Origin of the sequence: Roseburia sp. AM16-25, assembly GCF_003473825.1 — a bacterium.
Lineage (GTDB): Bacteria > Bacillota > Clostridia > Lachnospirales > Lachnospiraceae > Pararoseburia > Pararoseburia lenta.
The window spans coordinates 150,691-164,450 of the sequence record NZ_QUCW01000001.1 but is presented as its reverse complement, the minus strand read 5'-3'; the positions used below and the strand labels follow the sequence as shown (position 1 = coordinate 164,450).

Genomic DNA, 13,760 nt, shown 5'->3' with positions numbered 1-13,760 from the left:
TAGGAGACAGGAAACATGCAAGAAGAAAAATTTCCTTACATAGACCGGTTGGACGAGACCGTTTTAGATGAAGCCATCCTGCGCTTTGGTACACCGACCTATGTCTTTGATGTAGAGCAGGCAAAAAAGCGTGCCCGGGCATTCCGGGGGATCATAGGGCAGGCGGCGGATCTTTGTTATGCCATGAAAGCCAATCCCTTTTTGGTAAGAGCCATGGCAGAGGAAGTCAATCGCATTGAAGTGTGTTCCATGGGCGAATTCCGCATCTGTAAACAGAAGGAGATTCCGGCGGAGAAACTTTTGATCTCCGGCGTGATGAAAGACCGGGATGATCTGTGGGAGATCTTGGAGACTTATGGAAACCGCTGCCATTATACGATCGAGTCCTTAAATCAATATGCCATTTTAAATGAATGGGCACGAAGCAGCGGGAAAAAGGTTCCGGTATATTTGCGCCTGACTTCCGGTAACCAGTTTGGCATGGATGAGGAAACGCTGACCAATATTGTGGAACTGGAACAGGATAAAGATCTTTTGGAGATCTGTGGCATCCACTATTTTTCCGGGACACAGAAGAAGCGGAAAAAGACCTTGGAGGAATTGACATATCTGGATGAAGTCTTTGCCCGATTAAAGGAAAAAACAGGCTATCAGGTGACGGAACTTGAATACGGACCGGGGCTGGCAGTACCTTATTTTGCCAGACAGGCGGATGAGCGTTTTGAGACTTTGGAAGCCATTGCGGATGCCTTGGCAAAAATGCAGTGGCAGGGCAAGGTTACTTTAGAAATGGGACGTGCCTTTGTGGCGGATTGTGGCTATTATATTACGACGGTCAAGGATACCAAGCGAAGCGGTGACCAGAATTACTGCATTGTCGATGGCGGTATGCATCAGGTCAATTATGACGGACAGATTCGGGGCATGTATCAGCCCAAACTGACCATCCGTCCGCAGGGAGCCAGAGGAATCTATCAAAACTGGACGATCTGCGGCGAACTCTGCACGGGAAATGATATCCTGGTGCAGAATATCAAGATTGATGATCTGCGGGTCGGCTCGACCATCATCTTTGAGAATACCGGAGCCTATGCAGTCACGGAAGGGATGGCACTTTTCTTAAGTCATGTGCTTCCGTCGGTCGTTCTCTACGATCCGGTCGGTGGTTTTACGCAAGTCCGGGCAAGACGCGAGACTTATGTTTGGAACTCATAAAATACAGAATAAGAGGAGAAATAAAAATGGAAGAATTACTTACTATCTTAAATGACGTGGATGACAGCATTGATTGGGAACATGAGGAGGGATTGATCGATAATCGCATCTTAGATTCCTTTGGCGTGATCTCCCTTGTGGCAGAATTGGACGAGACTTTTGATATTGAGATCGAAGCATCCGAGATCATCCCGCAGAATTTCAATTCTGTGCAAGCCATTTATGCTATGGTAAAGAGATTGCAGGAGAACTAAGATGGCTTACCATGAAGTGACCTATCTCTTTCTCTTTTTGCCACTGGTGCTGATCGCCTATCAGATCGTGCCACAAAAGAGGCGCTGGTGTGTCCTGCTTCTGGCAGGATATGCATTCTTTTGGTCTTTCAGCAAAAGTCTGGTATTGGTGTTGATGGCAACGTCCATGTTTACGCATTATATCGGACTTTGGCTGGAACGGGTCAAAGAGGACGGAGATAAGAAAAAACAAAAGTGGATTTTATTTTTCGGTGTCTTTGTCCTGCTGGCTGTCTTGGGCTATTTAAAGTATGCAAATTTCTTTGTAGAAAATGTCAATGGTCTGCTGACGGCAGTGGGTAAGTCAGGCATGGCACTGGAGACGAAAAAAATAGCCGTTCCCATCGGTATTTCTTTTTACACCTTGCAGGCGATCGGCTATATGGCGGATGTCTACTGGGGCAAGATCCCGGCAGAACGACATCTTGGGAAAGTGGCACTTTTCCTAGGCTTTTTCCCGCAGATCATGGAAGGACCCATTGCCATGTATTCCCAGACAGCGGATGCACTGTGGAGTGGAGAAAGCCTGAAATCCGAAAATCTGGCGCAGGGATCTATCCGTATCCTCTGGGGACTTTTTAAAAAGATGATCATTGCAGATCGCCTTTATTATCTGGTAACAGAGGTCTTTGACCACTATGAGAACTACAGCGGTGCCATCGTGATCGTGGCAGCCGTTTCCTATGCCGTGCAGTTGTATATGGAGTTTTCCGGCTGTATGGATATCGTGATCGGAAGCGGACAGATGTTTGGTGTGAGACTGCCGGATAATTTCAACCAGCCCTTTGCCTCCAAGAGCGCGGCAGAGTTTTGGCGCAGGTGGCATATGACACTGGGCGTATGGTTTAAGACCTATGTCTTTTATCCGGTATCTGTTTCACCATTCATGCGAAAATGGAATAAATTTGGAAAAAAACATGTGGGAAAATATATGACAAAACTGGTGGGGTCTGCCATCGCTCTTTTCCCGGTCTGGCTTTTTAACGGACTTTGGCACGGACCGCAATGGAACTATATCTTTTATGGTATGTATTATTTTGTCATCCTCTTGCTGGAAGTGGCATGTGAACCGCTCAAGGAGAAGTTTTATGCTAAGACCGGTACAAGCGAGACAACCGGCTGGTGGAATGTCCTGCGGATTGCAAAGACCTGGATCATTATTTTTACCGGAGAACTTTTCTTCCGTGCCAATACGCTGACGGCGGGCTTTTCCATGTTTGCAAGCATTTTCCGGGGATTTGCACCGGAAAGGCTCTGGGACGGAACCCTGCTTCGCATGGGACTGGACCTGGCAGATTATAGCATTATCATTGCCGGCTGTATCGTAGTCGGTATTGTGGGACATTTGCGGGAAAAGAAAAAATTGAGTCTGGATCAGATCGCTGGCATGCGTCTGCCGGCTCGCTGGGGACTTTATTACGCGCTTATTTTTGCCGTGATCCTATTCGGCGCATATGGCGTGGGTTATCAACAGGTGGATTTGATTTATGCTGGATTTTAAAGAAAAAATGAAAATAAAAAAATATAGAAACAGCCTATTTTTTGTCATACTGGCACTGCTGATCATCGGCAGTTCTGCCGGGTTGTCCTATTTGTCCATGCAGGACGATCATCTGCTCCAGAGCCGCAATAAGAGCATGATCCGTATTCAAAAACAGAGGGAGGACTCACTGGATGCCCTCGTGGTCGGAGACAGTTTGAGTTACAGTGCTATCTCTCCTATGAAAATGTGGGAAGAGAAGGGCATTGCATCCTATGTCTGTGGACAATCCGGGCAAAAGCTACAGGAGACCTATTCCATGCTGGAGATCGCCTTTAAGACCCAGCATCCCAAGGTAGTAGTCATGGAGACAGGACCTCTCTTTCGTGTGCGCGGTAAGAGCGAGGAGATCAAGTCAACGCTTTCCGAGATGGGCAACCGCTATTTTCCGATCTTTCGCTATCATGATGTCTGGAAGACCCTGCTCTTTGGCAAAAAGTATGCAGAACAGGATTTTGAGGGCTATCTGGTGCGCGGAACAAAGATCCCTTATGCCCATGGCGATACTTATATGAGCGAGGCAAAGACGCTGGAGGAGATCAAACCAAGCATTGATCTGTATATGCAAAAGATCATTGCACTGTGCGAGCAAAATGATGCCAAACTTTTGTTGGTAAGCGCGCCATCACCGCACAACTATAATACGGCACGCTGTAATGCGATCGCGGCATATGCAAGGGAAAATGATATTGCCTATCTCAATCTCAATGATACGGCAAATCCGGTCGGGATTGACTGGTCAAAGGACTGTCTGGATAAGGGAGATCATCTGAATGCATCCGGCGCAGAGCGGGTCAGCATCTATCTGGCTGCCTATCTCAAGGAAAACTATGATCTGCCGGATCACAGAGGAGAGGAGGCTTATGCGTCCTATACACAAATGGAAAAACAGTACGATCGGATCGTGAATGAGAAAATAAAAGAGATCCGTGAGTAAGGAAGAAAAAGACAGGGAGTTCCCCCTTGTCTTTTTTTGTATTTTTGGCTAAGATACAGAGTATAGAGATATAGAAAAGAGCAGGAGGTTTTTCATATGAAAGTAACAATTTCAGATGCTATTCGATACATCGGTGTGGATGATACCACCATCGATCTGTTTGAAAGTCAGTATGTTGTGCCGGAGGGCGTTTCCTACAATTCCTATCTGATTCTGGATGAGAAGGTCGCGCTTATGGATACAGTGGATGCCAGAGGTGCCGAGGCATGGGAAAAGAATCTCATGGATACTTTGGCAGGACGCAAGGTAGATTATCTGGTGATCTCCCACTTGGAACCGGATCATGCCGGAAGCATTGGCAGACTGGTGGAATTGTTTCCGGAAGTGACGCTGGTGGGCAATGCTAAGACTTTTGCCATGCTGCCACAGTTTTTCCCGGATGGTGTGATGGAGTGCGAAAAATTAACGGTCAAAGAGGGCGATACCTTATCTTTGGGCAGCCATACACTGACCTTTGTCATGGCACCCATGGTACACTGGCCGGAAGTTATGGTTTCCTATGAGTCCAGTGAAAAAGTCTTATTCTCTGCGGACGGTTTTGGCAAGTTTGGCGCCCTGTCTTTGACAGAAGATGCGGACTGGGCTTGCGAAGCGCGCAGATATTACTTTAATATCGTAGGAAAATACGGCAATCCGGTGCAGGCACTTTTAAAGAAGGCGGCAGGACTTGATATTGCCACGATCTGTCCTTTGCATGGTCCTGTTTTAAAAGAAAATCTGGGTTATTACATCGGACTTTATGATACCTGGAGCAAGTATGAACCGGAAAGCAAGGGCGTTTTGGTGGCATATGCATCCATCCATGGAAACACGAAAAAGGCGGCAGAAGCGCTGGGGCAGATGCTTCGGGAAAAAGGCGTAGAAAAGGTGGTTGTCAGTGATCTTGCCAGAGAGGATATGGCAGAAGTCATCGAGGATGCTTTCCGCTATGACCGTATGGTACTTTGCGCAGCATCTTATGATGGCGGCGTATTCCCATGCATGCAGGACTTCTTACATCATTTGCAGTCCAAGGCATATCAGAAGCGCACGATCGGCATGGTAGAAAATGGTTCCTGGGCGCCATGCGCAGCCAAGGCAATGCGTGAGATCGTGGATACTTTCAAGGATGTGACTGTGGTAGAACCGCTTGTGACGATCCGCTCTACCATGAAGGACTCTGATCGTAAGACCATGGAGGCTTTGGCGACCGCAATCGCAGAGGCATAGACTTTGGGTGAAAATGAAAGAGAGAGATTATTTATTTGATAATTACAAGGCATTTCTGATCGTACTGGTGGTTGTTGGACATTTTATTGAAGTGGCATCGGATGACAATGTGGTGATGGAAACGACAAAGTGGATCATCTTTTCCTTTCACATGCCTGCTTTTGTATTTATCTCAGGGTATTTCTCGAAAAAAACACAGGGCATCTACAAGTTGTTACAACAACTTGTGGTGCCTTATCTTGTGTTCGAGATTCTTTACTACATACTTTATACTTACATTCTGAATAGGGACACGGAACTGGCGTTTTTATATCCAAAATTTTCTCTATGGTATCTGCTTGCCATGTTTATGTGGAAGATGATTACACCGCTGTTTCGTCGACTGCCGGGTTATCTTTGGATTGCATTTGTGCTGGGACTTTTCGTAGGGGCATCATCCTTGGATGATAACTATCTGACTTTGCCGCGTATGTTTACCTTTTATCCCTTTTTCCTATTGGGGATGGACTTAGATCGGAACAGGATTGACCTACTTCGTGCGCGCATCCGTCGTATGTGGGCATTTGGTATATTTTTAACCATCAATGCATTTTTGGCATGGGTTGCAGTAAGTGATCGTATTTCTATCAAAATTTTTTATGGCAGGTACGACTACGAATATCTGGGATTGTCTGTGCCCATGGGGATCGCACTTCGCGCAGCCTGCTATCTGATTTCCTATATTATGATCTATGTTGTTGCTATCATGATTCCGGGAGCGAAAAACAGTCTTTCTGCCCTGGGGCAAAAGACCATGGCGATCTATCTGTTTCATGGATTGATTTTTGCAGTCTTCCGGCGCGGAGAAATCTGGTATCAGAGTTTGGGGGAGATTGTGGAGGATGCTATTTTGGTGGAGGCATCCATCGGAACCATCTGGCTTCTCTGCCAACGGCCATTCGTAGCATTTACGGATTGGGTAACGCATATCCCGATGCCGTTGCTGCAAAAAATCGCTAACTTCGGGTTTATAGGTCGTTTGGAAAAATTACGTGGTGTAGGGCAACAAAAATTGTAAGGAAAACAGGAGTCTTGTCTTGCTATGAACCAAATCCTAGTATAAAATAGGAAAAGATGTTAAAAACACCGTCAAACATTGCGGTGATCAAGATAGCACAGATAAGGAGGAGACTATGGAACAAAATACGATTTGTGTGCAGGGAGGTTACACACCGGGCAACGGCGAACCACGTCAGATCCCGATCATTCAGAGTACAACCTTTAAATACGATACGAGTGAGGATATGGGAAAATTATTCGACCTCGAGGCAGAAGGCTATTTTTACACGAGATTGCAGAATCCGACCAATGACTATGTGGCAGCAAAGATTGCCCAGTTGGAGGGCGGTACAGCGGCAATGCTTACCAGCAGCGGACAGGCAGCCAATTTCTTTGCCCTCTTTAATATCTGCGGAGCAGGGGATCACATTGTATCTTCGACCAGTATCTATGGCGGAACTTACAATCTGATCTCGGTGACGATGAAGCGCATGGGAATTGACGTGACCTTTGTAGACCCGGATGCATCGGAAGAAGAACTCATGGCAGCTTTTCAGCCAAACACCAAGGCAATGTTTGGTGAGACGATCGCCAACCCGGCACTGACGGTTCTGGATATTGAGAAGTTTGCGCGGGTTGCTCATGCAAATGGGGTACCGCTGATCGTGGACAATACTTTTGCAACACCGATCAACTGCCGTCCGTTTGCATGGGGTGCAGACATTGTGACCCATTCTACGACCAAGTATATGGACGGACATGGCGCCGGTGTTGGTGGCGCCATTGTTGACAGTGGCAACTTTGACTGGATGAAGTATGCGGATAAGTATCCGGGACTTTGCACGCCGGATGAGAGTTATCACGGTGTGACCTATGTGGAGCGTTTTGGTAATGGAGGTGCATTTATCACCAAGTGTACGACACAACTGATGCGTGATCTGGGATCGATCCAGAGCCCGCAGAATGCCTTTATCTTAAATCTGGGCTTGGAGAGTCTGCATGTGCGTATGGCAAAACATTGTGAAAATGGACAGGCTGTGGCAGAATTCTTGGAAAATCATCCAAAGGTTGCCTATGTCAATTACTGCGGGCTTCCGGGGGATAAGTATCATGCGCTGGCAGAAAAGTACCTGCCAAACGGCTCCTGCGGTGTTGTCTCCTTTGGTCTGGTCGGCGGAAGGGATGCGGCAAGCACCTTTATGAAGCATTTAAAGATCGCAGCCATTGAGACCCATGTGGCAGATGCCAGAACCTGTTGCCTTAATCCTGCATCCAGCACACATCGTCAGATGAATGATGAGCAGTTGAAAGAGGCAGGTGTTCCTGCAGAACTGATCCGTATCAGTTGCGGTATCGAAGACAAGCGTGATCTGATCGCAGATCTGGCACAGGCACTGGAAGCCATCTGATGACAAGAATTCCTATCGGTTTATAGGAAAATGCGAGACCCCAAAAAATCAGGGCTGGGGCATTATTCCTCAAGGCGAAAAACAGTGAGGACTTGTACGCAAATAAGAACACAATCGGCGCATTTGAATGGGAGAAATTCTGTTGAAATGTGCCGATTTTTACGTTACCATAAATGTAGATATACACGTCTCTTTTGGACTTTGTTTTGTCAAAAAATTAACAAAGCAGGGGCTTTGGTGAGTGGGGTGTGTGATAAATTTATGAGGAGGAGAATAAATGCAAGATTACAAGGTCATCGAAGTAAAGCGCAGTATCTTTGAGGACAATGATGCAGATGCTGCCAGACTTCGTGATGAATTGAAAGAGCAAAAGACTTTTCTTTTGAACCTGATGTCTTCACCGGGAGCAGGCAAGACGACCACACTTCGTCAGACTATTTCCCGTTTGAAGGATGAAATGCGCATCGGTGTCATGGAAGCAGATATTGATTCTGATGTTGACGCAGCAACCATCGCAGAGACAGGTGCAAGAGCCATCCAGATCCATACCGGTGGTATGTGTCATCTGGACGCAGACATGACCAGACAGGGCATCCATGAATTTGGTACCGATGATCTGGATCTGGTCGTTTTGGAAAATGTCGGCAATCTGGTCTGCCCGGCAGAGTTTGATACCGGTAGTGTCAAGAATGCTATGATCTTATCGGTTCCTGAGGGGGACGATAAGCCTTTGAAGTACCCGCTTATGTTTTCTATCTGTGATGTGGTACTGATCAACAAGTGCGATACACTTAGCGTATTTGATGATTTTTCAAAGGAAGCAGTAGAGGAGCGTATAAAGAAATTAAATCCAAATGCTCAGGTGATCTTTGTTTCCGCAAAGACCGGAGAGGGATTTGATGCCTGGTGTGACTGGCTTCGCAAGGAAGTAGCAGACTGGCAAAATAATTAATAAGCATAAGAAGAGAAATGTGGAGGAAAGTATGGAAAGAAGTAAGGACGAAAAGTATCTGATGACACCGTATTCATTGGATGAGGATCGTAACAAAAAGGATCCGAGAGCGGGATATTGTATCGAAGAGTTAAAGAATAAGCCGTTCCGTGAGCCACTTGCAAAGTTTGCAAAGGCTGTTACCGACCGTGCAAAGGTACAACTTGGCAAGGAAGATATCACAGCAGAAAGCCCGGAGTACTGGGGACTTTACAATCTTGTTACAGATGAGCAGTGCGAGATCGGTATCAAGATGGAGAAGCGTCATCCAAGAACACTTGCTGATATGAAGGCTCTTTGCCCGGAATATTCTGAGGAAGAACTCTTGAAGCAGTTGGAAGAAATGTCTTATAACGGTGTGATCGAGTGGAATTATGAGAATCCACAGCATGAGAAGCAGTGGGTACTTCCTATGTATGTACCGGGTTCTGCTGAGTTCGGCAACATGAATGCAGACCTTTTGGAGAGACATCCGGAAGTAGGACCATTCTTCGAGCGTATGAGCCGTATCCCATTGGAGGGGCTGACCCAGATGGTACCACAAGGCGGCGCAGGCGTTGGTATGCACGTTATCCCGGTAGAGGATGCTATCAGCATGGAGAACAATTCTTCTTCATTGGAGCATATCTCCTACTGGCTGGACAAGTACGAAGGAAAATATGCAGCCAGCCCATGTTCTTGTAGAAAGTCCCGCAAGACTTTTGAAGAAGGCTGTGCGGATGATCCGGAAGGCTGGTGTATCGCAATCGGCGATATGGCTGACTACGTTGTTGAGACAAACAAGGGTGGCCGCTATATCACCAAAGAAGAAGTATTAGAGATCTTAAAGAAGGCTGAGGACAATGGTTTTGTTCATCAGATCACCAATATCGACGGCGAGGAAAAGATCTTTGCTATCTGTAACTGTAATGTCAATGTATGTTATGCACTGCGTACATCACAGTTATTTAACACACCGAATATGTCACGTTCTGCTTATGTAGCACATGTTGTAAAGGATAACTGTGTTGCCTGCGGACGTTGTGTTGAGGTTTGCCCTGCCGGTGCCGCAACCTTAGGACAGAAACTCTGCAAGAAGGACGGATCTGAGGTCGTATATCCTAAGATGCCACTCCCAACCGAGCAGAAGTGGTCTCCGGATATGTGGACAGAGGATTACCGCAATATCAACCGTATCAATACACACAAGACCGGTACTGCTCCATGTAAGACAGCATGTCCTGCACACATTCCGGTACAGGGTTATTTGAAGATGGCTGCACAGGGCAGATACGAAGAAGCCTTGGCTCTGATCAAGAAGTACAATCCACTTCCGGCAGTCTGCGGACATGTATGTAACAGACGTTGCGAGGATGCATGTACTCGTGCAACGATCGATGAGGCGATCGCTATCGATGAAGTAAAGAAATTTATCGCAATGCAGGATCTCAAGGCAGACAAGCATTATGTACCAAAGAAGGTCATTCCAAAGATCCAGGGTGGCTTCGACGAAAAGGTAGCCATCATTGGTGCAGGTCCTGCCGGTATTTCCTGTGCATATTATCTGGCAGAAAAAGGCTACAAGCCAACCTTGTTTGATAAGAACAAGAAGCCGGGTGGAATGGTTACATACGGTATTCCTTCTTTCGTTATGGAAAAGGATGTTGTTGAGGCAGAGGTTGACGTACTCCGTGAGATGGGCGTTGACATTCGTCTTGGTGTTGAAGTAGGTAAGGATATTACCTTAAAGCAGTTGCGTGAGGAAGGCTACAAGGCATTCTATATCGCTATCGGCTGCCAGGGTGGACGTGGTGTCAATGTTCCTGGTGAAGATGCAGAAGGTGTAATGAAGGGTGTTGACCTTTTACATACCGTTATTGACGATGAGTCTTACACACTTTCCGGTGACACCGTTGTTATCGGCGGTGGTAACGTAGCCATCGACGTATCCCGTACCGCAGTTCGTTGTGGATCTCCTAAGGTAACACAGGTTTCTTTGGAGACACGTGATATCATGCCGGCACTTTCGGAAGAGATCGAACTGGCTGAATCCGAAGGTATCGCATTCGCAGGCGGATGGGGACCAAAGGAGATCCTTACAGAAAACGGTAAGGTGACCGGTATCGTATTCAAGAAGTGTACACAGGTTAAGAATGCAGAAGGACGTTTTGATCCGAAGTACGATGAGAACGAGACGATGACAATCGCATGTAGCAACGTCATCCTTTCCGTAGGTCAGGCAACCATCTGGGGTGACCTCTTAGAAGGTGAAAATGTCGAGTTTAGAGGACCGGCTCCGGTTGCAGACAAGGTTACCTTCCAGACAAGTGTTCCGGATATCTTTGTCGGTGGTGATATGTTCTACGGACCAAGATTTGCTATCGACGCTATCGCATGTGGTAAGGAAGGCGCAATCTCTATCCATAGATATGTACAGCCGCATTCATCACTTACGATCGGTCGTGATTCAAACTACTTCTTAGAGTTGGATAAGGATGATATCAAGGTTGAGAACTACGACAACACCGGTCGTCAGACAGCAGTGATCAAGAAGAATGCAGATGGCAAGTTGACCTTCCGTGATATGAAGGAAACCTTTACCGAAGAACAGGTGAAGGCAGAGACAAGCCGTTGCTTAGGCTGTGGTGCGTCTATCGTTGATCCGAACAAGTGCGTAGGTTGCGGTCTTTGTACAACCAAGTGTGAATTTGATGCGATCAAACTTACAAGAGACAATCCAAAGGCTTCTACTATGCGTAAGTCAGAGGATAAGTTGAAGTATATTCTGCCAAATGGTGCTGCACAGGCAATCAAGCGTCCATTTATCAGAAAGACTCCAAAGGAGACTGCTTGGTACGTTGAAAAATAAGATATAAAAAGAATAGACACTCTCCCTGTTGGTATGTGATACTGACAGGGGGAGTGTTTTTGTATTTGACGAAAGTAAACCAGAAGACTTTTAAAAAATATAAAAATCAGGGAACCAAATGGAGTTGTAGCGACTCTAATATATATAACCGGTTAAACTTATCAAGAGGACATGCATGAAATCAGTGATTACAGAGGATGAACTGATGGGGTTCATCCAGGAGAATCGCAGAGAGATGTATTATTTTGCCATGTCTATGATCGCAAATCCGACAGAAGCACAGGATGTGGTCGGAGAGGCAATCACGAGGGCGTTCGAGCACAGACATCAACTGCGAAAGAAAGACTCTGCCAAAGCGTGGCTTATGCAGATCGTGGCGAACGAAGCCAAGAAGATTTTACGCGGCAGAAAAAGAATTGTTTCATTAGATGCGATGGCACTGGAACAATCCAGTGAAGAGGGAGAAAGTTATGAGGATGTATGGCATTACATACAGGCATTGCCGTCAGCTTTTCAAAGTGTGACGGTTTTGTATTATTATGATCAGTTATCTGTTGAGGAAATTGCTAAGATATTGAATATTTCTGTCGGAACAGTGAAATCCAGATTGAGCAGAAGCAGGGCAAAACTTGCAGAAATGATGGAAAGGGATGGGTATTCGTATGAGTGAACAGGATAAAAAGATAGATGCTGCAATACGGACATACCTTCGCAAGCAGCCGACAGAGCCCCTCCCAAGAGATTATGATGCATATGTTGACCAACAGATTTGGAGCGCCAAGCAAAAAGTAAGGCATAGAAAAAAGTGTTTGCGGATAGCGTTCTATGTAGGGATAGTTTGTCTGACTGCTATGAGCGGCTTGGGCGTTTATGCGGCAGCAGGATATGTACAGACCCGAATGCAAAATATGTCAGAAATTGAAAAAGATGAGTACTTCGATGAGGTACAAACATCAGAAGCCAATCGTGATCATTTTTCTAGAGAGTTGACAGAAAATGAAAAAGATAGAATGGCACAGTTGAAGATACAGTATGAAAACGAAGGTCGCTTTCCGATAGACAAGGTTGTTCGCGTAGATTCCGAGAAAGATATTGTGGCGAATCGGGTTTGCTTCGAAGCAGGCAAAAGTATTTTTTATTTGCCAGAGGGGGAGATGAGTGACGAGGATTTGTTGGAGATCATAGATTTTTATTATGCCAGAGATTACAGTTTGGCGAATATAAATCCTAGCAGGCAGCCCACACGACCATACTTGAAAGATGAGAGGAGGCGGAAACTACAGAAAAATGCAAGAGCAGGAATAGAAAGGATTTTCTTAGTAAATCTGGCGGAGGCAAAATGTTCGTATACAATTGGTTGTTATGAGGATGTACGGAATAAAGAGATTACCATGATTGCCTTCTCGTTTAAGACGGCAGAAATGCAATATGACATTACGCTGGATGTCGATACCGGAAAAATATATAACATTTATGATATGAATCAGAATATTACGGATGCTTTAGAAGATGTTGAAGTATCTGATGAAAAATTTGACGAGGTAGAAAAATCTGCAAAAGATATTGTGGAAAGATGTGTACAGGATGAATCTGTGCATGCGGATAGCGTAATGTATGAGTTAGATGAAAGTGGCAGAAAGATAAAAGGAGGGATGGCAGAATATTGTTATGATATCGGGGATGGTATAGTGGCAAGCAAAATGGATATGAAAAACGATAAGTGTATAGCATTAAACTATTATACATATCAAGAGTTTGAAAATATGCTTAACAGTATGCCGGAATTACAACAGAAATTTTGGAAGTAGAGAGGTAGGAACTTATGAAAAAAGAGAGCATCGTTTTAACGCTAACATTAGCACTAGTGTGCTGGCTATTGTTAGGAGAGGGAGCAGTATTGTTCGCAAAGGAAGACTATAAGAAAGTAGATAATAAAGAAAGTTGTATTGTTGCACAGGGGGTGGAAAACAACACACTGGAAAATAAAAGTCTTGCAGCAATAGGACGGGCAGGAAATAGTGGTTATGTCAATGGAGACGGGGTCAGACTGAGAATGCAGCCAAGTACATCTGCAACAGTGTTGGGCACTATGTATAAGGGGGAACTTGTATGGATTGACTGGAGCCAATCAAATAGTTCTTGGTACAAAGTGACGCGTCAGAAAACAAATCAGTCAGGATGGGTAGCAAAATCTTATATTACAAAATTATAGCGGAAAAA

At 45.5% G+C, this 13,760-nt stretch carries 12 protein-coding genes; all 12 read left to right on the top strand.

Annotation, left to right across the window (positions count from 1 at the left end; all coding sequences use genetic code 11):
* Positions 1–15: 15 nt before the first annotated feature.
* The 12 genes from DW183_RS00775 to DW183_RS00720 all read left to right on the top strand — a co-directional run bounded on the left by DW183_RS00775 (position 16) and on the right by DW183_RS00720 (position 13,752).
* A complete protein-coding gene (locus tag DW183_RS00775; protein WP_118280200.1) occupies positions 16–1,215 on the top strand; it encodes a diaminopimelate decarboxylase family protein in 1,200 nt (399 codons plus the stop codon).
* A gap of 26 nt (positions 1,216–1,241) precedes the next feature.
* The gene (locus DW183_RS00770; protein WP_118280199.1) at positions 1,242–1,469 is read left to right on the top strand and encodes a phosphopantetheine-binding protein; all 228 of its coding nucleotides are present in this window, start codon (positions 1,242–1,244) and stop codon (positions 1,467–1,469) included.
* A gap of 1 nt (position 1,470) precedes the next feature.
* Positions 1,471–3,009, top strand: coding sequence for an MBOAT family O-acyltransferase (locus DW183_RS00765; RefSeq protein WP_118280198.1), 1,539 nt, complete (start codon positions 1,471–1,473; stop codon positions 3,007–3,009).
* Positions 2,996–3,985: an SGNH/GDSL hydrolase family protein gene (locus DW183_RS00760; protein ID WP_118280197.1), complete on the top strand. Its 990-nt coding sequence runs from the start codon at positions 2,996–2,998 to the stop codon at positions 3,983–3,985. The genes DW183_RS00765 and DW183_RS00760 overlap by 14 nt, the downstream gene beginning before the upstream one ends.
* 96 nt (positions 3,986–4,081) lie before the next feature.
* Positions 4,082–5,254: an FprA family A-type flavoprotein gene (locus DW183_RS00755; RefSeq protein WP_118280196.1), complete on the top strand. Its 1,173-nt coding sequence runs from the start codon at positions 4,082–4,084 to the stop codon at positions 5,252–5,254.
* A gap of 13 nt (positions 5,255–5,267) precedes the next feature.
* Positions 5,268–6,311 carry an acyltransferase family protein gene (locus DW183_RS00750; protein WP_118280195.1) on the top strand — a complete coding sequence of 348 codons (1,044 nt, stop codon included), beginning with the start codon at positions 5,268–5,270 and terminating at the stop codon, positions 6,309–6,311.
* Positions 6,312–6,426: 115 nt separating this feature from the next.
* Positions 6,427–7,701 carry an O-acetylhomoserine aminocarboxypropyltransferase/cysteine synthase family protein gene (locus DW183_RS00745; RefSeq protein WP_118280194.1) on the top strand — a complete coding sequence of 425 codons (1,275 nt, stop codon included), beginning with the start codon at positions 6,427–6,429 and terminating at the stop codon, positions 7,699–7,701.
* Positions 7,702–7,978: 277 nt separating this feature from the next.
* Entirely contained in the window at positions 7,979–8,653 is a 675-nt protein-coding gene (gene hypB, locus DW183_RS00740) for a hydrogenase nickel incorporation protein HypB (protein ID WP_118280193.1), read from the top strand.
* Positions 8,654–8,684: 31 nt separating this feature from the next.
* Entirely contained in the window at positions 8,685–11,540 is a 2,856-nt protein-coding gene (locus DW183_RS00735; protein WP_118280192.1) for an FAD-dependent oxidoreductase, read from the top strand.
* 175 nt (positions 11,541–11,715) lie between these two features.
* Positions 11,716–12,210 carry an RNA polymerase sigma factor gene (locus DW183_RS00730; protein ID WP_118280191.1) on the top strand — a complete coding sequence of 165 codons (495 nt, stop codon included), beginning with the start codon at positions 11,716–11,718 and terminating at the stop codon, positions 12,208–12,210.
* Positions 12,203–13,348 (top strand): hypothetical protein, encoded by a 1,146-nt coding sequence (locus tag DW183_RS00725; RefSeq protein ID WP_118280190.1) that lies wholly within the window; start codon positions 12,203–12,205, stop codon positions 13,346–13,348. Before DW183_RS00730 ends, DW183_RS00725 begins: the two co-directional genes overlap by 8 nt.
* 14 nt (positions 13,349–13,362) lie before the next feature.
* Positions 13,363–13,752 (top strand): SH3 domain-containing protein, encoded by a 390-nt coding sequence (locus tag DW183_RS00720; RefSeq protein ID WP_118280189.1) that lies wholly within the window; start codon positions 13,363–13,365, stop codon positions 13,750–13,752.
* Positions 13,753–13,760: the final 8 nt, after the last annotated feature.

Coding starts and splice junctions, on each gene's coding strand:
- hypB (WP_118280193.1), top strand. CDS start 7,979: ATGCAAGATTACAAGGTCATCGAAGTAAAGCGCAGTATCTTTGAGGAC.
- DW183_RS00770 (WP_118280199.1), top strand. CDS start 1,242: ATGGAAGAATTACTTACTATCTTAAATGACGTGGATGACAGCATTGAT.
- DW183_RS00730 (WP_118280191.1), top strand. CDS start 11,716: ATGAAATCAGTGATTACAGAGGATGAACTGATGGGGTTCATCCAGGAG.
- DW183_RS00725 (WP_118280190.1), top strand. CDS start 12,203: ATGAGTGAACAGGATAAAAAGATAGATGCTGCAATACGGACATACCTT.
- DW183_RS00755 (WP_118280196.1), top strand. CDS start 4,082: ATGAAAGTAACAATTTCAGATGCTATTCGATACATCGGTGTGGATGAT.
- DW183_RS00775 (WP_118280200.1), top strand. CDS start 16: ATGCAAGAAGAAAAATTTCCTTACATAGACCGGTTGGACGAGACCGTT.
- DW183_RS00720 (WP_118280189.1), top strand. CDS start 13,363: ATGAAAAAAGAGAGCATCGTTTTAACGCTAACATTAGCACTAGTGTGC.
- DW183_RS00735 (WP_118280192.1), top strand. CDS start 8,685: ATGGAAAGAAGTAAGGACGAAAAGTATCTGATGACACCGTATTCATTG.
- DW183_RS00750 (WP_118280195.1), top strand. CDS start 5,268: ATGAAAGAGAGAGATTATTTATTTGATAATTACAAGGCATTTCTGATC.
- DW183_RS00745 (WP_118280194.1), top strand. CDS start 6,427: ATGGAACAAAATACGATTTGTGTGCAGGGAGGTTACACACCGGGCAAC.
- DW183_RS00760 (WP_118280197.1), top strand. CDS start 2,996: ATGCTGGATTTTAAAGAAAAAATGAAAATAAAAAAATATAGAAACAGC.
- DW183_RS00765 (WP_118280198.1), top strand. CDS start 1,471: ATGGCTTACCATGAAGTGACCTATCTCTTTCTCTTTTTGCCACTGGTG.